The sequence below is a fragment of the Corynebacterium alimapuense genome, assembly GCF_003716585.1.
In the GTDB taxonomy this organism is placed as follows: Bacteria; Actinomycetota; Actinomycetes; order Mycobacteriales; family Mycobacteriaceae; genus Corynebacterium; species Corynebacterium alimapuense.
Window position 1 is genome coordinate 127,397 of the sequence record NZ_PTJO01000001.1, and the last position, 24,097, is coordinate 151,493.

At 56.4% G+C, this 24,097-nt stretch carries 21 protein-coding genes; 6 read left to right on the forward strand and 15 right to left on the reverse strand.

The window, feature by feature from the left end; translation table 11 throughout:
- Genes C5L39_RS00635 through C5L39_RS00645 form a run of 3 tightly spaced genes read right to left on the reverse strand, consistent with a single transcriptional unit; the run spans window position 1 to window position 2,236 of the window.
- Window positions 1-762, reverse strand: a complete 762-nt coding sequence (locus tag C5L39_RS00635; RefSeq protein WP_123046960.1) for a multidrug ABC transporter permease — start codon at window positions 760-762, stop codon at window positions 1-3.
- A gap of 2 nt (window positions 763-764) precedes the next feature.
- On the reverse strand, window positions 765-1,706 hold the full coding sequence (locus tag C5L39_RS00640; protein WP_123046961.1) for an ABC transporter ATP-binding protein: 942 nt from the start codon (window positions 1,704-1,706) through the stop codon (window positions 765-767).
- A gap of 20 nt (window positions 1,707-1,726) precedes the next feature.
- The gene (locus tag C5L39_RS00645) at window positions 1,727-2,236 is read right to left on the reverse strand and encodes an NUDIX domain-containing protein (RefSeq protein WP_123047105.1); all 510 of its coding nucleotides are present in this window, start codon (window positions 2,234-2,236) and stop codon (window positions 1,727-1,729) included.
- A gap of 63 nt (window positions 2,237-2,299) precedes the next feature.
- Between C5L39_RS00645 and C5L39_RS00650 the strand changes: the two genes are divergently transcribed.
- Genes C5L39_RS00650 through C5L39_RS00660 form a run of 3 tightly spaced genes read left to right on the forward strand, consistent with a single transcriptional unit; the run spans window position 2,300 to window position 7,382 of the window.
- On the forward strand, window positions 2,300-3,910 hold the full coding sequence (locus C5L39_RS00650; RefSeq protein WP_245974826.1) for a hypothetical protein: 1,611 nt from the start codon (window positions 2,300-2,302) through the stop codon (window positions 3,908-3,910).
- Window positions 3,911-3,933: 23 nt separating this feature from the next.
- Entirely contained in the window at window positions 3,934-4,923 is a 990-nt protein-coding gene (locus tag C5L39_RS00655) for a glutamate ABC transporter substrate-binding protein (RefSeq protein WP_245974827.1), read from the forward strand.
- Complete coding sequence (locus C5L39_RS00660) at window positions 4,920-7,382, forward strand: serine/threonine protein kinase (RefSeq protein WP_123046964.1); 2,463 nt, start codon at window positions 4,920-4,922, stop codon at window positions 7,380-7,382. Before C5L39_RS00655 ends, C5L39_RS00660 begins: the two co-directional genes overlap by 4 nt.
- A 66-nt stretch (window positions 7,383-7,448) precedes the next feature.
- Here C5L39_RS00660 and C5L39_RS00665 read toward each other — a convergent pair whose 3' ends face one another.
- Window positions 7,449-8,645 carry an acetate kinase gene (locus tag C5L39_RS00665; RefSeq protein WP_123046965.1) on the reverse strand — a complete coding sequence of 399 codons (1,197 nt, stop codon included), beginning with the start codon at window positions 8,643-8,645 and terminating at the stop codon, window positions 7,449-7,451.
- A complete protein-coding gene (gene pta / locus C5L39_RS00670) occupies window positions 8,645-10,021 on the reverse strand; it encodes a phosphate acetyltransferase (RefSeq protein WP_123046966.1) in 1,377 nt (458 codons plus the stop codon). Before pta ends, C5L39_RS00665 begins: the two co-directional genes overlap by 1 nt.
- A gap of 505 nt (window positions 10,022-10,526) precedes the next feature.
- Between pta and C5L39_RS00675 the strand changes: the two genes are divergently transcribed.
- A complete protein-coding gene (locus C5L39_RS00675) occupies window positions 10,527-11,894 on the forward strand; it encodes an FAD-dependent oxidoreductase (RefSeq protein ID WP_123046967.1) in 1,368 nt (455 codons plus the stop codon).
- A 28-nt stretch (window positions 11,895-11,922) separates the two neighbouring features.
- Here the strand turns inward: C5L39_RS00675 and C5L39_RS00680 are convergent, their stop codons facing one another.
- Window positions 11,923-12,837 (reverse strand): AEC family transporter, encoded by a 915-nt coding sequence (locus tag C5L39_RS00680; RefSeq protein ID WP_123046968.1) that lies wholly within the window; start codon window positions 12,835-12,837, stop codon window positions 11,923-11,925.
- 206 nt (window positions 12,838-13,043) lie between these two features.
- On the opposite strand from C5L39_RS00680, the gene C5L39_RS00685 reads away from it, so the two are divergent.
- Complete coding sequence (locus C5L39_RS00685) at window positions 13,044-13,514, forward strand: GNAT family N-acetyltransferase (RefSeq protein WP_123046969.1); 471 nt, start codon at window positions 13,044-13,046, stop codon at window positions 13,512-13,514.
- Between the two features lie 14 nt (window positions 13,515-13,528).
- Here C5L39_RS00685 and C5L39_RS00690 read toward each other — a convergent pair whose 3' ends face one another.
- The gene (locus tag C5L39_RS00690) at window positions 13,529-14,593 is read right to left on the reverse strand and encodes an ATP-grasp domain-containing protein (RefSeq protein ID WP_123046970.1); all 1,065 of its coding nucleotides are present in this window, start codon (window positions 14,591-14,593) and stop codon (window positions 13,529-13,531) included.
- Between the two features lie 3 nt (window positions 14,594-14,596).
- Window positions 14,597-15,886 (reverse strand): adenylosuccinate synthase, encoded by a 1,290-nt coding sequence (locus tag C5L39_RS00695; protein ID WP_123046971.1) that lies wholly within the window; start codon window positions 15,884-15,886, stop codon window positions 14,597-14,599.
- A gap of 105 nt (window positions 15,887-15,991) precedes the next feature.
- Here C5L39_RS00695 and C5L39_RS00700 point away from each other — a divergent pair, with 105 nt between their 5' ends.
- A complete protein-coding gene (locus tag C5L39_RS00700) occupies window positions 15,992-16,954 on the forward strand; it encodes a diacylglycerol kinase catalytic domain-containing protein (RefSeq protein ID WP_123046972.1) in 963 nt (320 codons plus the stop codon).
- A 21-nt stretch (window positions 16,955-16,975) separates the two neighbouring features.
- Here the strand turns inward: C5L39_RS00700 and C5L39_RS00705 are convergent, their stop codons facing one another.
- From C5L39_RS00705 to C5L39_RS00735, 7 genes are all read right to left on the reverse strand, one after another.
- Window positions 16,976-18,160 (reverse strand): FUSC family protein, encoded by a 1,185-nt coding sequence (locus C5L39_RS00705; protein ID WP_123046973.1) that lies wholly within the window; start codon window positions 18,158-18,160, stop codon window positions 16,976-16,978.
- A 68-nt stretch (window positions 18,161-18,228) separates the two neighbouring features.
- Window positions 18,229-19,263, reverse strand: a complete 1,035-nt coding sequence (gene fbaA / locus C5L39_RS00710) for a class II fructose-bisphosphate aldolase (RefSeq protein ID WP_123046974.1) — start codon at window positions 19,261-19,263, stop codon at window positions 18,229-18,231.
- Window positions 19,264-19,432: 169 nt separating this feature from the next.
- A complete protein-coding gene (locus tag C5L39_RS00715; RefSeq protein ID WP_123046975.1) occupies window positions 19,433-20,644 on the reverse strand; it encodes a glycoside hydrolase family 76 protein in 1,212 nt (403 codons plus the stop codon).
- A gap of 51 nt (window positions 20,645-20,695) precedes the next feature.
- Entirely contained in the window at window positions 20,696-21,343 is a 648-nt protein-coding gene (locus tag C5L39_RS00720; RefSeq protein ID WP_123046976.1) for a TrmH family RNA methyltransferase, read from the reverse strand.
- Window positions 21,330-21,884, reverse strand: coding sequence for an orotate phosphoribosyltransferase (pyrE, locus tag C5L39_RS00725; protein WP_123046977.1), 555 nt, complete (start codon window positions 21,882-21,884; stop codon window positions 21,330-21,332). Before pyrE ends, C5L39_RS00720 begins: the two co-directional genes overlap by 14 nt.
- 40 nt (window positions 21,885-21,924) lie before the next feature.
- Window positions 21,925-23,145, reverse strand: coding sequence for a type III secretion system chaperone family protein (locus C5L39_RS00730; protein WP_123046978.1), 1,221 nt, complete (start codon window positions 23,143-23,145; stop codon window positions 21,925-21,927).
- Window positions 23,146-23,200: 55 nt separating this feature from the next.
- On the reverse strand, window positions 23,201-24,037 hold the full coding sequence (locus C5L39_RS00735) for a sulfurtransferase (protein WP_123046979.1): 837 nt from the start codon (window positions 24,035-24,037) through the stop codon (window positions 23,201-23,203).
- Window positions 24,038-24,097 lie beyond the last annotated feature (60 nt).

Sequence of the window (24,097 nt, forward strand, 5' to 3'; positions counted from 1 at the left end):
TTAGGCGTCACGGCGCTGGAGGACTACTACTCCCAGCAGCCACAAGATCGCCGCCCAGAGAAGGAAATAGGCGCCGGAACCATTGTGGTCCCAAGGAAGCCCCGCGATATCAACTTCTTGGATAAACGCATCGAGATTCTGAAAGGGAAGATAACTCGCAATATCGCTTCCGAACTCGGGAATGAGTCGAAATATCTGTTCCAGACCCATAAACCAAATAAGCACCAAGGCGACACTGCCGGCAGTCTGGCGCAAAAGCAGTCCCACACCTTGGGCGAGCATGACCACAGATGCAGCCATCGCCGGGTAACTCCAGAGAATTCTCAGAGCCGCCGCATCCTCCAGGGGATTAAATAGTGCTGCTGCCGATTCTGGGGCCAGCGCACGGGCGAGATAAAAGCCCGCCAACACCATGAGAAAAGTCAGCGCCGCAGCAATAGCTGAATAGAGCAAGAGCTTAGCCAAAGCCACGGTCCAACGCCGAGGTGTGGCTAAGTAGCTAGTCGATTGCAGATGATAGCGATACTCCGTGGTCACTAACATGACCGACTGAATCATGATCACCGAGAAACCGAGCAGATAGACCGCTACCGCTGAAGATGCCGCCCACAAAGTGGGAAAATCACCCTGCGCTTCCAAGCTGGTGTACCCGGTCAGCCCTGCCCAACCCAGACTCATCAGGATGAAAAGAGCGGTGGTCCACCAGAAGGAACGCGTGGTCCGTAGTTTGGTCCACTCAGCGACGAGGGTGTTAATAAACATCTCTATTTCTCCTCCTGATGACCACTACGGCCGTGAGCCTGATATTGCACCGCGCCACCAGTGGAATCCATGAATGCGTCTTCCAGGCTGGCATGCCTAACGGTCAGCTCTCGGATTTGGAAGCCCTCATTAAACGCCAGTTCCCCGATCTCATCGGTAGTACTGCCGGAGATTTCTAGGATTCCCCGACCAGCAGTATCTCGGCTTTCAACAGGGTCGATGCCCAGAGCTCGCAAACGAAGCGCAAACTCTCCAGCTCGGTCAATCCGCAACATCACGGTAGACACTGAATGCTCCCGAATAAACTCTTCTGTGGTGGTATCTGCCACCAGCTTTCCCCGGCCAATAACTACCAACCGGTCGGCGGTTAATGCCATCTCGGAGAGCAAATGCGAACTGATCAAAATGGTCCGCCCCTCAGCAGCCAAAGCTTTAAGCAGACCACGAACCCAACGGATACCTTCTGGGTCAAGACCGTTAACCGGCTCATCCAAAACTAGGGCCTTTGGATCGCCCAAAAGTGCCGCCGCCAGACCGAGCCGCTGCCCCATACCGAGCGAGAAGCTGCCAGCCTTCTTTCCAGCCACCTCTGTTAAACCCACCAGCTCCAGCACTTCATCAACCCGACGGACCGGCAAACCATTGGACTGCGCCAACCATCGCAGGTGATTGGCTGCACTCCGGTTGGGATGGACTGCTTTCGCATCCAGCAATGCGCCCACCTCGGTGAGGGGGCGATGCAAGTCACGGTATCGACGACCGTCGATTAGAGCCGTGCCAGAAGTCGGCGCGTCCAAGCCGACGATGGCACGAATAGTGGTGGATTTACCGGAGCCATTGGGTCCAAGAAAGCCAGTCACTAACCCTGGTTGGACGTTGAAAGTGAGATCATCGACCGCTCGAACTTGCCCGTATTGCTTGGTAAGCCCCTGAATCTCAATCATATTTCTACCTTGTCATAAGGTCAGCTAATCAGCCTGTTGATTAACTGACGGAGTTCTGGCAATGACTCCGCAAACGCGGGCATGAGCGGCATCTCCTCTAGACTCTCCAGCGGTATCCACCGCAATTCCAGTGATTCCTCGTTTCCATGGGTTTCCAGCACTTCCCCGGTCGCGGTCTGTGCGATGACCGTGGTGTAGGTCCAGTTGGCAGCCAGCGTTAAATCCGCTGGATCTGGCGGAAATGGCCCAGCAGTAATCTCGGCGTGCAGAACCCGCACTTGTTCCGGATCGATCGAGCATTCTTCCACGGCTTCGCGCAGGGCTGCCTCGGTGGAGTTTTCATGGGAATCACATGCACCACCAGGCAGTGCCCATGTCCCACCTGCGTTGGTCCACGGCGCGCGATGTTGTAGAAGAACCAGCTGTTGTGGTCCGGCACCCGCCAGTAGAAAAAGCCCAGCGGCTCCGAATCGTCCCCATACCCGCGAACCGCCGGGCCCTGCTGCCCACCCGTTTCCGTCACCGTTCATACTATTGAGACTAGCGTTTTGCTTCATCCGAGGATGTCCTCCGGGTAGCTGCGGAGAAAAGACATGACATCGAACACACCCCAGGGCTATCATGGATTAATGGAAGGCGCAGAGGAGACTCCCGACGCAGCGCCCAACCCCGCAACAACTCAGGCAACGCCGTCAATGCCCTCCAGCTATCGCCGAAGCCGATTGCGTGCTTCCATGGGGTCTTCAACTCCCGCGCTGGAATTCCCACCTGAGTTTGACGGCGAAGATTTACCCGAAGACACCCAAGACTATTGGCTTGAACATGTCGTCTCTGATGAAGAACACCGGCGCCGGACGATGGCTGGCCGCGTGCTCAACACCTTCTCGGTTCCAGGCTTGTGGCTAAAGCGAGTTTTCTCCTATTTGGCCACTACTCCCGGAAAGCTATTTGGGATGGCTGTCATCGTGTCTTTGGCAATCTTCGCAGCCGGTTATTCTATGTCTCAATCTTCGGAAGACCGACAATCCGACCTGAATCTCCTGCTAACGACCACCGAACCGATGAGCTACTCAGCTCATAATCTCTATACTTCCTTGTCGCTGGCTGACACGATTGCGGCAAATGGTTTCGTGCAAGCCGGAGTGGAATCTGCAGGAACACGCGCTAGATATTACGCAGCCATCGACCGTGCGATGATCTCTGCTGCTGAGACTTCTTCGGGGATTGACCTCTCCAATCAGGAATCCCTGGAGCTTATCGCTGACGTCGAAAGACAGGTTCCCATCTACACCGGGCTAGTGGAGACCGCACGCGCCAACAACCGCATGGATAACCCAGTCGGTGTGGCCTACATGATTGAGGCCTCCTCATTGATGCGTGAGGAGATTCTTCCTGCCGCAGCCGAGCTTTTCACCCTCACCAGCAGTGAAGTTCGAGTTCAGCAAGATACCCAAACCCGCCCCCAGTGGGTCCCTCTGTCAGGATTATTCGCCGCCGTGGCATTCCTACTAATGGCGCAATGGGCACTCTGGCGAATGACCCGACGTCGACTCAACAAGGGTTTCCTCGCTGCCACCGCTTTATTGAGCGTAGCCATCATGTGGGTCAGCGCCTCCAATTTCAGTGCATGGCAGGCTGGCACACGTGGTTTCGAAGAAGCTTCCATGCCATGGGATTCCCTCACCGCCTCAAGAATCCAGGCTCAACAAGCCCGGACAGCTGAAACCTTGACGTTGGTCCGACGAGAATCAATCAATGACTCCACCCTGGTATTCGAGGAGAGTACTCAAGCTGTAAACGTCGCCCTCGATGACTTCGCTCAAGCGCGCAGTCTTGAGTCTGTGGAGGAAAAAGCCTCCACCCAAGAACTGCTGACTAATGCCCGATCTGCTCTCGCTGACTGGGAAGACGCTCACGGTCGTTTTATCGAGGCGATGGAAACCGGCAACTACGATGAAGCTGTCCGATTGGTCACTACTACTACTGCTACGCCAGGCCAAGAAGCCACCGCTGCTGGGGCCTACGACCGACTAGATTCGATACTCTCAAGCCTGATCGCCGATGCCCGTTCTTCGATGCGCATATTTATCAATGACGGTCTAGCTGCCACCCAGCTGGTCGCCACCGCAGTGCTGGTGTTATCGCTGCTGTCCATCGTCGCCGTATGGGTAGGCATGCGCCCCCGACTACAGGAGTACCTGTGATGCGCCGGAGCATAATTGCCCTCATGGTTGCTCTGGCAACTGGTCTCTCTGCGTGCTCGACGATGAGTTCAGAAACCACTGTGGGGCAAAGTCCAAGCATCTCGGAGACTCCAACGGCACAGGCTTACGGACCACCGCTGCCAGCTGGCGCGGTTTCCGAGGAGCCTGGCGAATACCCAGCGAAAGAAGTTCAAACCACTAATCTGCTCGGTTCTCTGCGCCCAAATCTCCAAGAGCCTTCCGAACTAATTCCCCGGATTTATCTGCGTGGCCGGGTCATCATCGGGGTCGATCAGTCCCAGAATCTGCTGTCCTACCGCAATTCGAAAACCGGTGAATTGCAGGGCTTTGAAGTCGATCTTGCCAGAGAGATTTCCCTCGATATCTTCGGCGATCCAGACCGCGTGGACTTTCGGTTTGTGGAATCTGCCTCTCGCGCTGAAGCGCTAGAGAATCGAGAGGTCGACATGATCATCCGAACCATGACTATTACCAGGGAACGACAGGAACAGCTGGAATTCAGCACTCCCTACCTGTCCACTGACTCCCGATTGCTGGTGGCCCCCAGCTCTGCAATTGAAGGAATTGAAGACCTCCCTGGTCGCACTATTTGTGTCACTGATGGTTCAACTTCTCTGGAGATTGCCCGTAGTCAAGCTCCCCAGTCAAGTATTTTGCGCACCCGCAGTTGGGCGGATTGTTTGGTCGCTCTTCAACAAAATCAAGCGGATGCCATCCTCTCTGATGACGCCATCCTCTCGGGTATCGCTGCTCAAGATCCTTATACCGAAATAGTCGGAGACTCACTTGCGTCCTCGGTCTATGGCATCGCTATGCCGCAATCCGATGCTCTCTACGATTCCACTGGGCTGACCCGACAGGTCAACTCCACCATCGCCCGGATACGAAATGATGGCAGTTGGTGGCAGATGTACAACACGTGGTTCGATTCCTACCTAACTACTGCCGGGCCACCCCTTGCCGCCTATCGCGAAGAGGAGGAAATATCATGACCTCTCAGCCACAAGCTGATGGTCCCGCTGAAGACAACACCATCTTCGAAGAGCTTGAGAAGCTAGAGCTTAGTGACTCGACTTCTGGGACTCAGGCGGTGAAATATGATCCTTTCGCCGACAACGACGATGATATGGGAGACATCTCCGCCCTCCTTGAAGATCTTGGGACGTTGCGGGACCAGCAGCCCGCGCCGATAGAATGCGTCGATGCTGCTACTTCTGCGACTGGACGGATGCTTGGTCCGCTAGACACCTCGGGGGAAGAGGCCACCACTGATCCCACTATCCAAGATGACACGTCTACCAGGGCCAGAAAGCTGGCACTATCCACTTTCCGAGAGCTTCGTGGTACGACTCGGCACGGTCGAACCGTAGCTGACGGTATGGTCAATCTGCCCTTCGTCATTCCTACTCGCCCAGGTCAAGCGCTTAAAGATCCTTCCTCGGCAGTGAAAGAAAAGGGTATTGCTGCCCCCCAGCTCAAGCCCGGAGATATCGTAGCTGGCCAGTACGAAATCCTCGGAGTCATCGCCCACGGCGGCATGGGGTGGGTCTATTTAGCTAATGACCACTATGTATCTGGGCGCCTGGTCGTACTTAAAGGCCTGCAAGCGGAGAAATCTGCTGAAGAGGGTGCCGCCGCCATTGCTGAGCGTGAGTTTCTCGCCGACATCACCCATCCAGAAATCGTCAAGATTTACAATTTCATTGATGATCTCAAAGCCGCTAGCGGCTTTATTGTCATGGAGTACGTGGGTGGACCGTCATTGCGCAATCGGCGTAATGAGCAACCAGACCGAGTTCTTTCCATCGATTTGGCCATCGCTTATATGCTTGAAGTACTACCAGCTCTGGATTATCTGCACTCTCGAGGAGTGGTCTACAACGACCTCAAGCCGGACAATATTATTGTCACTGAGGATCAGATCAAGCTCATCGACCTGGGCGCGGTCTCCGGTATCGGAGCCTTCGGTTTCATCTATGGCACCAAAGGATTTCAGGCACCGGAGGTCTCTACTGAGGGACCAAGCGTAGCCAGCGATATTTACACCGTCGGCCGAACCCTTGCAGCATTAACGCTGCAGCTTCCGCAGTCCGATGGCGTCTATCTCCCAGGTATCCCCAGCCCATCGAAAGAACCTACGCTCAGAAAGTACCTCAGCTTTTATCGGCTTCTGCGTAGGGCTACTCACGAAGATCCACGTCAACGCTTCGACTCAGTCGCCGAGCTGTCTACCCAGCTCTATGGTGTCCTGCGTGAGGTCATCGCTGTGCGCGATGGCCTGCAATATCCAGCGCAGCACTCGCTTTTTTCCCCGCAACGTACCACCTTCGGTACCAAGCATCTGGTGTTTCGGACCGACCAGCTTATCGACGGCATCGATCGCACCGTGCGCATTACTGCCTCCGAAGTCATCTCTGCTCTTCCTGCACCGCTCATTGACCGCACGGATATCGGCGCTGACATGCTCTCTGGTTCTTCCTACACAGAACCGCAGGAGGCTCTTGAGACGCTCTGGCAGGCAATGAAAAGTAAGGACTTCGAGGGCTCCTCAGAAATTCCACTCGGGATTGTCCGAGCCATGTTGGACTTGGGATTTACTGGACAGGCTCGGTCTTGGTTGTCTTCACTAGAACCTAGACTTGGCCGCGACTGGCGCTTCCTGTGGTACTCCGGTGTGACTGCACTACTTCTTGATGACCACGATGCCGCCCAGAAGCACTTCGCTGCAGTGTTGTGCATTTTGCCGGGAGAGGCCGCTCCGAAACTTGCGGTGGCCGCAGTTGATGAGCTGATTTTGCAGCAATTAGGGCTGCAGAACTCACAGCTACTGCCGGAAAAAACCGCCCGCGCCGCCACTTATCTTGGAGGCACTCTCGATCAAGTCAACACTCAATCCTTCGAGGGACTGACCTCAACGTGGTCGTATCACACTCAAGAACCGGAACTCCTCCGGTTTACCGCGATGCGACTCTATGGTCTGGTCTGGGCAACCAACTCCACCACTGTTTCCTCTGCATTTGGTCTAGCTCGACAATTGATGGCCGAGGATCAGATAGAAACAGCAGTCTCAGCATTGGATAAGGTTCCGCAGGCTTCTCGTCATCACAGGATGGCCCAGCTCAGCACTATTTTGCAGCTGATCTCTGGAAGTTTGACGGAATCTCGAATCCGCCGGGCGGCACGTCGGTTGGAGGAGATCCCCACCAATGAACCACGTTTCCTCCAGATCAAGATCGCGGTCATGTCTGCTGGACTGAACTTCCTCCGAGATGCTGAGGTCGAATCAGCTGCTTCCCAGAATGACCTGTTCGAGTACCGGTTTACCCAGCGTGGTTTGAGGGGTGGCTTAGCTGAAACTCTGCGGTTACAAGCACGGCAGGCTCCTTTTGCGAAACACCGCTATGCGCTGGTGGATATGGCCAATCAAGTTCGGCCGGCCACCTGGTTTTAGGTGACCGGCCGAACGGACCGCAATAAGCAAACAGTAAAGACCTAGCGGTCTCGACAGGAGCCTGAGTTACTTAGACAACTCGGTGGCTTTCTGCGCGATAGCCAGCTCTTCATTGGTGGGAACCACAAATACCTTCACCTTGGAATCGTCAGTGGAGATTTCTCGGGCACCATCATTGGGTAGGGCATTGCGCTCTTTGTCAATGCGGATGCCATACATCTCAAGACCAGCCAATGCGTCTTCGCGAACAAACTTGGCATTCTCACCGACACCTGCGGTGAACGTGATGGCGTCAACATGGCCAAGCACAATCATGTAGGAGCCGATGTAGCGCCGCAGCTGGTGGATGTAGATGTTATAAGCCGACCAAGCGTCAGTGTCACCATCTTCGATCATCTCGTGCAGCGCACGGAAGTCATTGACTCCGGATAGACCCTTGACGCCGGACTTGCGGTTGAGCAAGACGTCGATCTCATCGATGCTTAGGCCCGCGGTGCGATAGAGGTGGAAGATAATGCCTGGGTCGATGTCACCGCTGCGGGTTCCCATGACCAGACCAGCCAGTGGGGTCATTCCCATGGAAGTGTCTACGGCTTGGCCGCCGCGGATTGCGGCACAAGAAGCGCCGTTGCCCAAGTGCAAGGTGATCTGGTGAACGTCTTTGGGGTCTTTGCCCAACAAGGGAGGAACCTGCTGTGAGACGAACTCATGCGAGGTGCCATGAAAGCCATAGCGACGGATGCCGTTTTCAAGAGCAACCTCAGCGTTGATGGCGTAGAGCGCGGCGGCTGGGGGCATATCCGCAAAGAAGCCAGTGTCGAATACTGCGACGTGGGGAATATCCGGCAGCATCTCGCGGGCAACCTCAATGCCATCGACGTTGGCGGGGTTATGCAACGGAGCCAACGGGATGATGTCACGGATCATCTCTACTACCTGGTCATTAATAATCTCAGGGGCGGAGAATACCTTTCCACCGTGGACCACCCGGTGCCCGACGGCCGATACATCGACGTCATGCGGGCCGACACCATGCTCATGGAGAATCTCAAAAGAACGCTCGAGCCCCACTGAATGATTGGGGATCGGCTCTTCGACCGTGACTTTCTCGCCTCGGATCTTGATGGCGATGACACCCACAGGCTCACCGATCTGCTCAACCAAGCCAGATACCAGCGGCTCCGCGTTGGCATCAGCAGAAGGATCCAGCAGCTGGAACTTGATGGAAGAGGAACCGGAGTTCAGGACAAGTGCGTAGGTCATTATTTTCCTCCGGCCTGGATGGCGGTAATGGCGACGGTGTTGACGATGTCGGGGACGGTAGCCCCACGGGAGAGATCATTGACGGGCTTGTTGAGCCCCTGCAAGATCGGGCCAACCGCGAGTGCACCGCCAGTGCGCTGGGCGGTCTTATAGCCGATGTTTCCGGCTTCCAGGTCGGGGAACACAAAGACATTGGCGTGTCCGGCGACGTCTGAATCAGGCATCTTCTTCTTCGCCACACCTGGGTCGACAGCGGCGTCGAACTGCAACGGGCCATCTACCTTCAGCTCTGGATCGAGGCGCTTGGCGTGACCGAGCGCCTCGATGGCGCGCTCTACGTCTGGGCCTGCTCCGGAGGCGCCGGTGGAATAGGACAACATGGCAACTCGCGGGTCGATGCCAAATTGCGCGGCGGTCTTAGCCGAGGCCATAGCAATCTCACCGAGCTGTTCAGCGGTCGGGTTCGGGTTTACCGCACAGTCACCAAAGGCCCAGAGGCGTCCTCGCAGGACCATCAAGAAGATTGAGGAAACCACAGAACCACCCGGGGCGGTCTTAATGATTTGGAAAGAAGGTTTGATGGTGTGTGCAGTGGTATTTGCTGCACCAGAGACCATGCCGTCTGCCAAGCCCTTATGCACCAGCATCGTGCCGAAGTAGGAGATATCTTTCATCGTCTCCTTGGCCTCTTCAAGAGAGACACCCTTCTTCTTACGCAGTTCCACGAAGTCCTCGGCGAATTCCTGCGCCAACGGTGAGGTGAGGTGGTTGATGATATGGGCCTTAGACAGGTCCACTCCTAGCTCACCAGAACGGTTTCGAATGTCTGCTTTATCTCCCAAAATCGTAATCTGGACGATATCGCGCTCAAGCAGTTGACCAGCAGCGAGCAGGATACGATCGTCTTCCCCCTCGGGCAGGACGATGTGGGCGCCGGCATCCTTCGCGCGAGTGAGCAGCCAGTTTTCAAAAACCGGCGGAGACATCACTGGAGCAACTTCAGCGTTGCCTAGTGCGTCATGGATTTTAACCGTGTCACGCAGGCCATCCTCGGTGACAGCCAAGGCGATAACGGCTTCCAGCTCTTGAGCGTGACGTTCGGCCAACTGCACGTGGCGACCTTGGACATCAGTCAGCAAAACTACAGCTACTCCGAGAGCAGCCGCGATCTCGGAGTCAAAGTGCAGATTGCCAGTGCCGACGATCAGCGCCGGGCCATCGTCGAGCAACCCAGCCGCGACGATTGAGCTGACCTTGGGGTCAAAATCATCGAGGTACTTAACAGTGAGCCCAAGGGATGTAGCAAGCCCCTCAGCGTCTACACCGTCAAAGTTTCGGTTGACGACACTAAGCAGTGCTGATCGTGGGTCAGACATGCGTAACCTTTCTGTCGCGGAGCAGCGCAGCCGAAGTGATAGACATCCATGGGCGCCACTCTTGTGTGATTGGTCGCCATTCTATATTGAATGTCGTGTTCGCCACACTCTTCTCGATCATGAATTTCCAGACTTAACACAGCATAACCGGACATCTCACTACATGAGATGTCAAACAACTACTAACCTGAAACACTCGAACATCCACTATTCCTGGATATTTGGGCAGCTCAAAGACTCTTTAAATGATATTATCATTTGCCAAAAACGCCATGTTTGATTATCGCCGTATGCCAGAAAATAGCCTCGCAAATCACCAACAACTTGAGGCTGGAAAGCGTGCAAATCCCCGCAAACTCGCCCACCTGCCTATCCCCCGCGACTCCCCCCCACCACAATTGCTCACTGCTCAGGGGATCATCGTGACAATGCCGAGCGGTCAGTACTATAGGACGCAAGGTTTAACTCAGTTTTCCCCAATCGCGTAAAGGATGTTCGCCCCATCATGTCTCGCCCCCTGCGTGTCGCCGTCGTCGGCGCTGGCCCCGCCGGCATCTACGCCTCGGATCTGCTCGTTAAATCCGGGCGGGATGTGGCCATCGATCTCTTCGAGCGGATGCCCGCTCCCTTCGGTCTCATCCGCTACGGAGTAGCCCCTGACCATCCCAGGATCAAGGGAATCGTGAAATCCCTACATACAGTCTTGGATAAGCCGGAAATCCGGCTCCTCGGCAATATTGAGGTCGGACGCGATGTCACAGTTGATGAACTCCGAGAATTCTACGATGCGATCGTATTCTCTACTGGAGCAACCGCTGACCGAGATCTGAAGATCACCGGTTCAGACCTCGAAGGCTTCCACGGTGCCAGCGAATTCGTCGGCTTCTACGATGGCAACCCGAACTTCGCCAGAGATTGGAATCTCACCGCTGAAAAGGTGGCTGTCATCGGAGTAGGCAATGTCGCCCTAGACGTCGCCCGCATCCTAGCCAAGACCGCCGATGAGCTTCATGTCACCGAAATCCCGGACAACGTATATGGAAATCTTGGTCGCAGCGCGGTCAAAGAAGTACATGTCTTTGGCCGCCGAGGACCTGCTCAAGCTAAGTTCACCCCCCTTGAGCTCAAAGAACTCGATCACTCCGCCAACGTCGAGGTCATCGTCGACCCAGAAGACATTGACTACGACGCGGCCTCCGAACAATCCCGCAGAGACTCCAAGTCCGTTGATTTGGTCTGCCAAACTCTCGAAAACTACGCCATTCGCGAACCCAAAGGCGCCCAACACAAGCTCTACCTTCACTTCTTCGAATCTCCAGTAGAGATTCTAGGCAAAGACGGACGTGTAGCCGGGCTAAAGACCGAGCGAACTGAGCTTGATGGCACGGGCAACGTCCGCGGTACGGGAAAGTTCAGCACTTGGGAAAGCCAAGCGGTCTACCGTGCAGTGGGCTACCGCTCCGATGCTGTCACCGGCGTGCCCTTCGATGATGAGCGCGCGGTAATTCCCAACGACGGCGGCCGTGTCATCGACCCTGACACTGACTCCCCAATCCAAGGCCTTTATGCCACCGGTTGGATCAAGCGTGGTCCAGTTGGCCTCATCGGCAACACCAAATCTGATGCAAAAGACACCACCGGCATGCTGCTCGAAGACTTCGAGGCTGGCCGTTTAGAGGCACCAGCTAAGCCAGAACTATCGGCGGTAGTGGAGATGCTCACTTCCCGAGGTATTGCCGTCACCACCTGGGATGGCTGGCACCGTCTTGATGCCGCAGAACGTGCATTAGGCGAAGCCGAGGGTCGCGAACGCAAAAAGATCGTCGAGTGGGATGACATGGTCTCCCATGCGGGTCCCGAGTATCACATTTAAGGTTCTTCCCTTACTCCCACCTACCGGGCTAGATCAGCGCCAGTAGCAGAGGCAGGGTAGCCAGGGAGAGAACAGTTTGCACCCCTGTAATTGAGATCATCAGCTGACCATCTCCGCCCATCCTCGCTGCTAAAACATAGGATGACGGAGCTGGCGGCAATGCCGTAATAATGACAATTGCAGCAAGCATGACTCCTTCAATCGACATTAACTGCGCCAAGAAGAAGGCGCCCAATGGCAGCGCGATCAGCTTGATGGCAGAAGTCAAAGTAATCATCCCGATGTGGTGCCGACTGATCTGAAACTGCAGCGCCGCGCCCACAACCAGGGTGCCGATGACCAAAGCACCGTCCGCAAGAATCCCCAGACTGGCATCGACGAAGGCTGGCAACTCAACAGGCCCCACCGAGAATCCAATGCCTACTAAACAGCTGAGGATGAGCGGATTGGTCAAGATCTGTCGGAGCATCGGCAATGGGCGAAGCTCAGTCTCATTATCGCCGTAGACTGTCAGTGCTACCACGCTAATAACATTGACCAGCGGCACCACTATCGCCGCGGCCAGAGAGAACATAGCTACACCTTGTGCTCCTGCGAGTGCCGAGGCGAAGATCAATCCGGTATAGGTATTAAAGCGAATTGCCCCTTGAATCATGGAGGTAATCTCTGGCCCAGTCGCTCGAATTGGCCGCTTTAGCACTAAGACCAAACCCGCGGCCACTAAAATTGGTATTGCTAATGCGACAGCCACCGAGCCAAACGGCACCGATGTCAGGTCTACCGAGGCAATGGCAGTAATAAAAAGGGCCGGAGTCAGAACAAAATAGGTCAGCTGCTCCATGCCATTCCAGAACTCAAAGCTCGGCAACCACCGCCGTTTGAGTATGAAGCCCACTGTCATCACAACAAGGATGGGGATGATGGCGGTCGCGACAAGCTGCATAATTTCCTAATTTTGTTGCAAGCAGCAGTTCGATACAACTGCTGCATTATCCACGGGGGCGACTGAAACTGTTGGCTAGCTATCCCCTCACTGCACTAACTAGCCCGGTTCTTGCACAGAATCTACCGGTGGACCTGCTCGACTTCGATAGGTAGCTTCCTTGACCACCACGAAGCTAGCGGCCAAGAAGGTGTACGTTCTCTGTCATGAGTGTCTATTTCTCAGTTGACCATCTAGCGAACATGGCTCCGTTAGAGGTACACCGCATGTACAAGCTGCGCGTGGACATCTTCGTCCATGAACAGCACTGCTCCTACTCCGAGATCGATGATCTCGATGCTTCACCGGATACTTTCCATATTCGAGCGCTCCGCAATGACTCTGGGGTTCGTCAACTCCTAGGTACTGCCCGGCTGTTTCCCACCACTATTGAGGGCGAAGAGGTAGTCCAGATCGGACGGGTTTGCCTGACCCCTTCTGAGCGAGGCACTGGCCTTTCAGTCGAGCTGATGGAACAGACCCTGCGGTTAGCCCGAGAACAGGCCCCAGGCCGTGATGTGGTGCTCAATGCCCAGATCCCGTTGGTCCCGTTCTACCAAGGTCTAGGCTTTGAACCCGCCGGCGAAATCTTTGATGAAGAAGGAGTCGACCACCAGCCAATGCGGCGACAGAGCTAGCTTCTGATCTCGCACTAAAGCGAAGCTGCTTGTCTGGCCCGTGAGCGGGCCAGTTCAGCGGTCTCAGCAGTAGCAAGCACAAGATTTTGTTCATCGCGTTGCAAACGAATGTCTACCTCAGGCAGAGCAAGCGCCTGAGCCAGATTATTCACCGGTTCCTCAAGCATGAAACACGCCCCTGGAGAGATCAACGTGGCATCCAATGGAAGCCCTAGGATGGCCCGCGCATGCAGGTCATATTGAGATAGACGCTGAGTTCCCATGGTCACGGCACCCGCATCCTGTGGTCGCGGAGTAACCCCGGAGAAATACACATCGTCTCCCGAGACCAACATTTCCACGGCGCACACGCCCCGGCCACCAATAGCGTTGCTGATACGAGCAGCCATCGAACGAGCGTTATCGAGTGCATAGTTGCTCATAGGCATCGGCTGCCAGGACTCAACCAGCCGACCTTTATGGTGGACATGACCAATCGGCTCACAAAACCACGTAGCCAATCTGCCGGTGCTCGGATCAATCGAGCGCACCGCCAACAAGGTCACCTCGTAGTCGAAGTCAATAAATTGCTCCACGACGACTCGGCCCCCCGCGTCAGCACCCACGTTTTCCCAGGTCTGTGCCACCTCGGCAGCGGAAGAAATCACGGTGTGATTACTTCCAGACGACCAATTCGGCAGCTTAACGATGCACGGAAAACCCACTTCCGCGGTTGCTTCTTCAAACTCTTCCCACGTCTTGGCAAAACGGTAGGCGGTCGTCGGCAGTCCCAGTTCTTGGTTAGCTGCATGACGCAGTGTGTCGCGGGCGATGGTGAGCTCGCAACCGTGAGCAGAAGGCACTACGACAGCGGTGTTGTCGTTTTCTAGTTTTTTGAGAGCATCAACGGCCACAGCCTCGACCATGGGTAGTACATAGTCAGGGTGGTAGCGGCCAACTAGCTCTTGAATTTGTCCAGCATCGGCCGCGGCCTTGGCATCGGCAAACTCGACGGTCACACCGAGTCGATGAAAGGCGCCAGAAAGCTCCTCAGCCGCTTCTCCGCGGCCGAGGAACAACACGCTGATCCCGGAGGTCACCGGCTAATCCGCCATCACGTCATGGCGCACAATGGTTTGATCTCTGCCCGGGCCCACACCGATGTAGGAGATCCGGCAACCGGAGAGCTGCTCTAGACGCAGCACATAATCCTGTGCCTTCTGCGGCAGCTCCTCAAACTTCGAGCAACCGGTAATATCCTCGTCCCATGCTGGCATGGTCTCAAAAATGGGCTGCGCGTGATGGAATTGGGACTGCGAGATGGGCATCTCATCGAATCGCTCCCCATCGACGTCATAAGCCACACAGATCGGAATTTCTCCGATACCGGTAAGGACATCCAGCTTGGTCAAGAAATAGTCAGTGAAACCATTGACGCGAGTGGCATAGCGGGCGATAACCGAGTCATACCAGCCACAACGGCGCTTACGCCCGGTGTTGACGCCGATCTCACCGCCGACGGTCTGCAGGTATTCGCCCCACTTATCGAAGAGTTCTGTGGGGAAAGGACCAGCGCCTACTCGAGTGGTATAAGCCTTGATAATGCCCAAGGACGCGGTGATGCGGGTTGGGCCGACGCCTGAGCCCACGCAGGCTCCACCAGCAGTGGGATTCGAGGACGTCACGAAGGGGTAGGTGCCATGGTCCACATCAAGCATGGTGGCCTGCCCGCCCTCCATCAGGACGTGCTTTCCTTCATCCAATGCTTGGTTAAGCATGTACTCGGCATCGATCATCATCGGCCGGAGACGATCGGCATAACCGAGGAAGTACTCGACGATGACCTCTGGGTCGATGGCCTGGCGGTTATACATTTTGACCAGAGTCTGGTTTTTCACGTCCAAAGCGGAGGTGACCTTCTGGCGCAGGATCGATTCATCGAAGATGTCTTGGACCCGGATACCCACTCGAGAAACCTTATCGGCGTAGGCCGGGCCAATGCCGCGTCCGGTAGTACCGATCGCACGCTTGCCCAAGAAACGCTCTTGAACTCGGTCCATAATCTGATGATAAGGAGCAACCAGATGGGCATTTGCCGAGATCCTGAGACGGGAGGCATCCGCGCCACGGGCCTCAAGACCATCGATCTCCTCGAACAATGCCTCGAGGTTAATTACTACTCCGTTGCCGAGAATCGGCACTGCGTTCTCGGAGAGCACTCCGGCGGGAAGAAGCTTCAATTCATACTTCTCACCACCGACGACGACAGTGTGGCCCGCGTTGTTGCCACCGTTAGGCTTGACGACATAATCGACCAGGCCACCGAGGATATCGGTCGCCTTACCCTTGCCTTCGTCGCCCCACTGGGCACCGACAATCACGATTGCAGCCATTAGTTTGCGTCACTTCCGCTCAGTTCTCGGGAACTCATGACCATTGACAGCCATAGTCGGTGCCTTATTCTACCCCCTTGCCCTTCCGGCGTAGGATCACGGCTCATGCGAGTGCTCCTCCTGAGATGTGGCGACCACCCCCTGCCGGTAATGGATATCCCCGGCATCGAAATTCATCAGCTTGGACAGATCCCCTCTCGGCGTGATCTATCAGTCCTCGACGAGGCCGCCACCGACATCCTCCCAGCTGATCCGACTCCTCCATTGGATGAGATTGCCGCCCAGCCTGATGTCGCGCACCTATCTACTCCGATGCCCGCCCCTCAGACACCGTTCCTTCCCCAAGGCTTACGTGTGATCGTCGCGGGATCTGACGCTGCCCTATCTGCGGTACTGACTCGGATGATGCGCGGGGACTACCTGTGGGCGGAAGTAGCGCTCATCCCAGTACCAGGCAGCACCGTCGCTAGAAATTGGGGACTGCCTGAATCCCCGGCGGATGCACTCGAGTTGGCACTAACTGGCTCAGTCCGCCCAGCGCCATTGATCCGAAACGACTTAGGGATCGCCGTAGCAGGTTCCGCCACCATTTCGGAGTGGGAAACAGGCGAGATCACCGGAGAGATCGTGGTCGATGACCGAGTTCTTCTTCGCCACCAAGCACGCCCCAATGTGCGGTTCGACGGCATCTTCGGTATCCGATTGGTGCCGATGACTGATGCCCCCGGCATCGCCGCTGTCCGAGCGGTATCCCCAGTCTCTCCGGAGTCCTCTCCTAAGGCTCCCACGCCACAGGGGCTGCGAGGTCGACTCGCCAGCAAACTCATCCGTTCATGGTCTCCCAGTACGCTCCAATCATTCTCTAAGCGGCCACTAGGCGGGTGGGTGTTGCAGGGAATGAGCGATCGGCGACAACGCTTAGACGCAGATTCTTTGCTCAGCGGCCGTGCGGTTCAAGCCGGTGGTCCAGCGTTGGCAGTAGCCGTGGACGAAGTAGTGCATCGACGTCCTTTGGAACGGGTGACTTTCTACCGGCACCTGCGCGACCTTCAATGCGTGCGACCCTGATCTTAGATCCACTTTTTGGCTTTAGTCATCCTCGATGATTCCCGGCCATCGTTCATAGGGGTAGGCCGGAGTCGCTGAGGTGGGCGGCAACGCAGCCGTGGCAGATTCCTCTGACCAGCCACAGACGACCAGCAGGTGCACAGTGACCGAACGAGCCTGAGCAAGAAGGACATATTCGGACAGCACTCCGTCGTCTTTAACCACCGACATATCCGTGCTGGCGGCGAGTACTTGGAGCCTGCGAACGAGTGCGGGGATCTCCGCGGTCTGAGTTTCATCCGCGAGGCCATCGAAATAGTCCGAAAGCGAGGCCGTAATATCGGCGAGCTCATCGATGATGTTAATCAATCTGATGGTCACCTGATCGCCGTCCTCGCACAACACCCGTGCTCTTCGTGCTAGCACTCGGATATCGCCTAATAACTGCTCGACCGACGGCAGGATGCGCTCTAATGAACGCACTCGCCAACGCGAATCCCACATCATCGGAGATAGCTTCGAGACTTCCCGTCCGCCCTTCGCTGCCGCGATCATGTCCGCAATGCCAGCCTGAGTGTTGTGGACGGCCATGATCGCTTCATCAAGCTCTTTGACCTCTTGTTTTTCCAAGGCCACCGCGACATCATCCAACACAGAAGAGGCAATCCCCAGGAGTTTAGAGACTTCTCTGCGGCCTGAGTTCAGTGGAGAGGCTGGCAACAAAGCGATGGTGACTAGGCCGATAACAGAGCCAATGAACGCGTCAAACATGCGCTCGGTACCGCCCCCGGCAGTGCCTGGAGGCATGATAGTGGCGATGATGATCGCGCCAATCGCGACTTGGTTACTTACCAGCACCGAGCTAGAGAGCATCGAAGCTACCAACAATGACACCGCGACGATCACTGAGATCTGCCAGGTACCTGGCCCAACATAATTGACCAAGAAGTCCCCTAGGCCCACCCCGACGGTCACGCCCAGTGAAATCTCTGCGGCACGTCGAATCCGGTCGCCACCGGATAATCCGAGAATGATCACCACTGTGATCGGGGCAAAAAAGGGTGAGGCATGCCCAAAAATAGTTTGGGCAACCCAATACGCCAGCCCAGCGGCTAATGATGCCTGGACGATCGCGAAGGATCTCTTACGTACCCGGTTTATTCTGGAACCAAGCGAACTCTCAATAACTTTGAGCCGCTCCAAGGTGCCAATTCTCAGTTTGGCCAAGGATCACAACCTTTTGCAGACGACAAAACCCCGCACAAGGCGGGGAATGCGCTAACGATGAAGCTGATTTAGCGGGTGACGGAAGTCCCCACAGAGTGCAGATCCTGGCAAGCCTCGAGAACACGGGCAGCCATTCCCTGCTCACCCTTCTTGAGGTAAGAACGCGGATCGTAGGCCTTCTTGTTGCCCACCTCGCCGTCAATCTTGAGCACACCATCGTAGTTTTCGAACATGTGGCCCACCAGCGGACGGGTGAAGGCGTACTGGGTGTCGGTGTCGACGTTCATCTTAATGACGCCGTATCCCAGTGCTTCTTCGATCTTGGCCTTTTCGGAGCCGGAGCCACCGTGGAAGACGAAGTCGAAGGGCAGATCATTCTCGCCCAGGCCGAGCTTCTTACGAGCGACCTGCTGGCCTTCCAGCAGGACCTCCGGGCGCAGCTTGACGTTGCCCGGCTTGTAGACGCCGTGGACGTTGCCGAAAGTAGCGGCCAGCAGGTAGCGCCCCTTTTCGCCGGTGCCAATCGCATCGATGGTCTTCTCAAAGTCCTCGGCGGAAGTGTAGAGGTTGGAGCCAGCCTTGGCCTCAACGCCGTCTTCTTCGCCGCCAACGACACCAATTTCAACCTCGAGGATGATGTTGGCCTTGACTGCCTTGGCCAGCAGCTCCTGAGCGATCTCTAGGTTCTCATCGATCGGGATTGCAGAGCCATCCCACATATGGGACTGGAACAGCGGCAACTGGCCGGCGTCTACGCGCTCCTGAGAGATAGCGATGAGCGGGCGGACGTACTCATCGAGTACCTCCTTCTGGCAGTGGTCGGTGTGCAGTGCAACATTGATGCCGTAGTGTTTGGCTGCCTCATGGGCATAGGCGGCCAGCGCTACTGCACCAGCGACCTTATTCTTGACTGCCAGGCCGGAAGCAAACTCAGCGCCACCGGTGGAAAACTGAATGATGCCGTCAGACTCAGCATCTGCAAAGCCCTTCAGAGCGGCGTTGATGGTCTCCGAAGAGGTGCAGTTGATGGCTGGGAAGGCGAATCCGCCCTCCTTGGCCCGAGTGAGCATCTCGTTGTAGACCTCGGGAGTTGCGATTGGCATGGGCTGTTCCTCCAGTTTGTCGGTCGTATCACCGGCGGGGTGTCCAAATAACCGGTGTCTGATTCCAGTATGCCCGGATTCGTACGCAGATGCTCGTGTACTCGGACAAGATGGAGGAATTCTTCAGAGAGATAGCCAACACATCCCAGGAGCAGCTTGCTGGTTCGGTCTAACTGCGACCTGTCGAAGCCCCAGTTTCGGCAGCTAACGAGACCCGAGCTGCCGCTTCCATCAGCATCCACCCCGAAAGCTGAACCGAAAGATCTCGCTCATCAATACGGATGACTCCGATGGCCTCAGATAAAGACGAAGGCGCCGCCCCGTAGTTCCATGGCAAGCGAGCGTCAGTAGTCCAATCGGTAGCAAATACTGGTAGCCCATCAACCTCAAGGCGCCGGTTCCACACAGAGGTTGCCGAAGCCGTGACTAGGCGGGCAGCAATCTTTTTCACTGCCCTATTGGCCGGGCTATCCGAAGGTAGGCGAACTGAAATATCGGCGAGGTAGCGCACGAGGATCCCCTTGAACAGGCCACCATCGCCATCGCCGGTATCCCAGTCAATAACTCCACCAGGAGTGGCCATATGTACTGCAATGGCCTGTACCAAGCCCCGAATTCGGGCGATATAGACCATCGATTCATCGGCACGCTCGGCATCATGCACGCCAGCAATTTCCTCAGAGTGCGCGAACCCGGCGCGAGCACGCAGCTTGAGCGCGATCTCTAGGCAGGCACCGAGCGCAACACCTTGCACATAGGGATGCACGCTGGGAACGATCTCCGGCCCATGCATGCGCATTCGTTGGCCATCGGCGATCAGACCATCATCGTTGAGGAGAGTGTCAAAGATCCAGTCTGTAATCACTCGAGCTTGGTCTAAGCGTCCGGTGCGCGCCATCATGATGGCCGCTGGCCCATTGGAGGGGACGTTATAAAAGGTCTCTCCGGTTCGCCAGGGCAAAACGCCAGTCAGCGCGTCGATGCCAGCAATGATGTTGTGCTCAAGGGGCACTAATGCCCTACTAGGTGAGACCTGCTTGAGTTGGCCTGCACGATGCATGGCTAGCGCCAGCCACGCTTTATCGTCATAGTAATTATTGCTGGTCAGCTTAGAGAGATTGCGTATCCGAATTCCCTTGATGGTATTCCGGATGCGGAGATTGCGATCGCGCGCGGGCCGACGCAGAGCTGCATCTACCTGGCAGTCGAGGTAGTGCGCCTGCCACCAATAATGCCAATGGACAAAAAGCCGATCCTTCGCCGTCGGCGGCCAACTAACGACGGCGAGGTTAGTCCGGGGAATCCCCCACAGCTTGGAGCTGTGGCGCTCATTGATTGCGGATTCCGCAAGGTCGGCGCGATGCGCCCATTTCTCCTGCACAACTTTCCTGTCGCTGATGAACTGGTATTCGTTACTATTTTCTAAGTCTATCTACCATGATTGGCTCAGGTCGGCATACTGACGAATCCATGCGTGCATAGCTATACCTGCAGCAACACCGGCGTTGATCGACCTGGTAGAGCCAAATTGTGCAATGGAACAGGTCATCAATGCCCCTTCTGCAGCTTCCGGGGTAATGCCAGGTCCTTCTTGGCCAAATAACAGTAGGCATTTTTCGGGAAGCTCAACAGTCTCCAACGGCACTGACCCCGGGGTGTTGTCGATAGCCACGACAGTCAGTTCCTGAGTCTGTGCCCATTCCAATAGCGAAGAGACATCCGGATGGTGCATCAGATGCTGATAACGGTCAGTGACCATCGCACCTCGGCGATTCCAGCGCCTTCGTCCCACGATATGCACAGTATCGGCGGCAAAGGCATTGGCGGTACGCACTACCGTGCCAATATTGGCGTCGTTTTCAAAGTTCTCGATCGCCACATGCAGAGGGTGCCTACGCTTATCGATGTCCGCGGTAACCGCCTCGCGGGTCCAATAACGGTAGGCGTCAACGACGTTGCGGGTGTCCCCTTCTGCCAACAACTGCGCATCAAAACGAGGGTCCTCCGGCAACGGGCCCTCCCAGGGGCCAACTCCGTGGCGGCCTTCTCCCCATTCGGTAGGTCCTTTAGACGAGTCCAAGATCGCCCAGCCCCAGCAAGAAGCGGTATTCCAGGCCTTCTGCGCGAATGACCTCTTCAGCTCCGGTAGCTCGGTCAACGACGGTAGCCACGCCTACTACCTCGGCACCGATCTCACGCAATGCTGCCACTGCAGTGAGCGGAGAGTTTCCGGTGGTGGTGGTGTCTTCAACTACGAGTACTTTCCGCCCCACGACACTTGGGCCTTCAACCTGGCGCTGCATGCCGTGCTTTTTGGCTTCTTTGCGCACCACGAAAGAATCAATGTCTCTACCGGAGGCATGCATGACCGAGGTGGCAACCGGATCTGCACCCAAGGTCAATCCGCCAACGGCGACATAATCCCAGTCAGCAGTCAGTTCACGCAGCAGCTCGCCGATGAGCTGGGAGGCGCGATGGTGCAAGGTCGCCCGACGCAGGTCAACGTAGTAGTCGGCCTTCCTGCCCGAAGACAGTGTCACCTCACCATGGACGACAGCTAGCTCCTTGACCAGCTCAGCGAGTTCGGCAAGCGCAGTGGGGTCAAGGTCAGTTCGGCTCATGGTCACTCCTGGTCTTTGAGAAATTCCTTACGAACAAAGACTAACCGCTCGGATCATCAAAGATCGACGACCCCCCGCTGAGATCTCGAGGCATCCTGGTTCCCTGCCCGTCTTCGGTCCGGCTGCGGCCAGCTTCCCCGATCGCATCGACCTCATCGGTTCCTACTTCACGGGGTTCGACAACCCCGCGTGCCACTGGCAGCACCCGGGTCGGCAGATCTAACGGCTCTTCGGGACGCTGCACTAACGGTGGCTCACCGCCATCAATGATGCCGGATGACAGACCAAACGCTTTCGCGGCAACGAGACCAGGCGCTGGCATCTGCCGTGATGGGTCTAGTCCATCTAGGTTGAGCACCTGCGCCGAGGAGGATTTCGGAGGCAGGGCACGGGCGGCGTCGGCAAGCAGCGCCAACGGCGCAAGCATCTTTGTCCAGTCGGCGGCATGCGATCCGCGTGCGGTCTGCGCCAGCACCCAATCTTCTTCCATCCACACCGCGGTCACTATCTCCGGCATCTGGACCAGTGCGATATTCACCCGTTCATCAACAAAGCGCTGAGCAACAGCGGTGTCGGTAGCAAAAATAGTGAAGCCGGAAGTACTCAATGCCTCCAGCATGTCTTCCGAAGCATTGTGTTCGGGGAACTCCCCTCGCCGACAATCCACCACTATCTCGGATGCCTCACCCCGACGCATGGCCATGACATTGACCCCGCCGAGGTCCATCAACACCATCTCATGGCCATAAGCCTGACCACTGACGATGTCCTTGGCCGGAGCTCCAGAGGCTGCTGCGCCTCGAGCCCACTCATCGTTGAGGTAGTCATCTGAACGGGAAAACTCGTAGCCTTCTGCCTCCGCCCATGTGCGACGCTCACGGCGCAATGCCCCAGGAAAAGAGATTCCACCGCGCTGACGGGCAGTTGCCGGAGTGGGATCTGGGGGCGAAGCTGGCTCGGTTTCTGCTGCTACTTCCGGCTCCGACGCTATGGGAGGTTCCTTCAGCGGCGGTGGCTGCGCAGTCTCCGCCTCAATGTCAGGTTCTGGCTCCAGCGCTACTTCCGGCTCCGGGTTTTCCGCTTTCACTTCAGTTTCCGCAGGTTCCGGCTCTGGGCTAGATACTGACTGAGCAGAAGTTGTCGGAATCTCCGTAGGATCCAACGGCTCCATCTGAGCCTTGCGTTGCCGGGCATCGAAATACCACAGCACGGCGGCAGCAAGCGCCGCCGCAGCTGCAAGGTAGAACGCGTAGGTGGCCATTAGCTTCCACAATAGTGTGTGGACGACAACTCAACCTGCAGACTCACCAGCTTAATTAGCCGCGCTCGACAGGGTTGGCTGGATCTGCTGACCACTGCGACCAACCACCCAGGTAGTGAGCCGCGCCGGGCAGCCCAGCTTCTTCCATCGCCGCTAGTGCCAGCGCGGAGTGATTTCCCGATCCGGAATAAAGAATCACTGATTCTCCGGAGGTAACCCCAACCTGGGCAAAGCGTTCCCGGATCTCCGCGGGGCTACGCAGCGTGCCATCTTCATTTTTCAGCTCCCGCACCGGCACCGACACCGCTCCCGGAATATGTCCAGCCTTGAGATCAAGGTTTTCCTTCTTGCCAGCAAACCGGTTCGGCTCCCGAGCGTCCACCAGCACTCCGCCGGCACTCAAATGGGCACGAACATCATCAATAGTGGCCACAGGCATCTGTCCCGGGTTCACCACTGCAGTAGAGGCGGCGGCGAAGTTGCCCGGCCCAACGACGATGGGATAGTCCTTGTCGGCCCACTCATGCAGGCCACCATTCAGGATTCGTACATTGCTCATCCCTGCCCAGCGCAGGATCCACCAGGCGCGACCTGCCATCAATCCACGACCCTCGTCATAGACCACGACCGAAGAATTGGTAGATAGCCCCCAGCGACGGAACCACTCCTGCAGTTGGTGCGGATCCGGAAGCGGATTGCGGCCAACTTCTGAGCCTGGCAGCCCCGCTAGTGCAATCGGCGGATCACAAAACAATGCGGTGGGCAGGTGCTGAGCCTCGTAGCGAGTCAGCCCGCCTCTTTCACCTGGCCCCCAGAAGGCCGCGAGAATGGTGTGCTTTTTACCCCGATAGATGTCTTGGTTCAGGTCGCTCGCGGAGACGAAATTGCTCATGGCGAAAGTCTAAAGGTAGGTGGCCTCCAGCGCATTACCTGAAAGCTGGTTAAGAGCTCT

What these genes read in the sequence shown, in the direction of transcription:
- C5L39_RS00635 (WP_123046960.1), bottom strand. Translation starts at nt 762, where the DNA reads ATGTTTATTAACACCCTCGTCGCTGAGTGGACCAAACTACGGACCACG.
- C5L39_RS00640 (WP_123046961.1), bottom strand. Translation starts at nt 1,706, where the DNA reads ATGATTGAGATTCAGGGGCTTACCAAGCAATACGGGCAAGTTCGAGCG.
- C5L39_RS00645 (WP_123047105.1), bottom strand. Translation starts at nt 2,236, where the DNA reads ATGAACGGTGACGGAAACGGGTGGGCAGCAGGGCCCGGCGGTTCGCGG.
- C5L39_RS00650 (WP_245974826.1), top strand. Translation starts at nt 2,300, where the DNA reads ATGACATCGAACACACCCCAGGGCTATCATGGATTAATGGAAGGCGCA.
- C5L39_RS00655 (WP_245974827.1), top strand. Translation starts at nt 3,934, where the DNA reads ATGGTTGCTCTGGCAACTGGTCTCTCTGCGTGCTCGACGATGAGTTCA.
- C5L39_RS00660 (WP_123046964.1), top strand. Translation starts at nt 4,920, where the DNA reads ATGACCTCTCAGCCACAAGCTGATGGTCCCGCTGAAGACAACACCATC.
- C5L39_RS00665 (WP_123046965.1), bottom strand. Translation starts at nt 8,645, where the DNA reads ATGACCTACGCACTTGTCCTGAACTCCGGTTCCTCTTCCATCAAGTTC.
- pta (WP_123046966.1), bottom strand. Translation starts at nt 10,021, where the DNA reads ATGTCTGACCCACGATCAGCACTGCTTAGTGTCGTCAACCGAAACTTT.
- C5L39_RS00675 (WP_123046967.1), top strand. Translation starts at nt 10,527, where the DNA reads ATGTCTCGCCCCCTGCGTGTCGCCGTCGTCGGCGCTGGCCCCGCCGGC.
- C5L39_RS00680 (WP_123046968.1), bottom strand. Translation starts at nt 12,837, where the DNA reads ATGCAGCTTGTCGCGACCGCCATCATCCCCATCCTTGTTGTGATGACA.
- C5L39_RS00685 (WP_123046969.1), top strand. Translation starts at nt 13,044, where the DNA reads ATGAGTGTCTATTTCTCAGTTGACCATCTAGCGAACATGGCTCCGTTA.
- C5L39_RS00695 (WP_123046971.1), bottom strand. Translation starts at nt 15,886, where the DNA reads ATGGCTGCAATCGTGATTGTCGGTGCCCAGTGGGGCGACGAAGGCAAG.
- C5L39_RS00700 (WP_123046972.1), top strand. Translation starts at nt 15,992, where the DNA reads ATGCGAGTGCTCCTCCTGAGATGTGGCGACCACCCCCTGCCGGTAATG.
- fbaA (WP_123046974.1), bottom strand. Translation starts at nt 19,263, where the DNA reads ATGCCAATCGCAACTCCCGAGGTCTACAACGAGATGCTCACTCGGGCC.
- pyrE (WP_123046977.1), bottom strand. Translation starts at nt 21,884, where the DNA reads ATGAGCCGAACTGACCTTGACCCCACTGCGCTTGCCGAACTCGCTGAG.
- C5L39_RS00730 (WP_123046978.1), bottom strand. Translation starts at nt 23,145, where the DNA reads ATGGCCACCTACGCGTTCTACCTTGCAGCTGCGGCGGCGCTTGCTGCC.
- C5L39_RS00735 (WP_123046979.1), bottom strand. Translation starts at nt 24,037, where the DNA reads ATGAGCAATTTCGTCTCCGCGAGCGACCTGAACCAAGACATCTATCGG.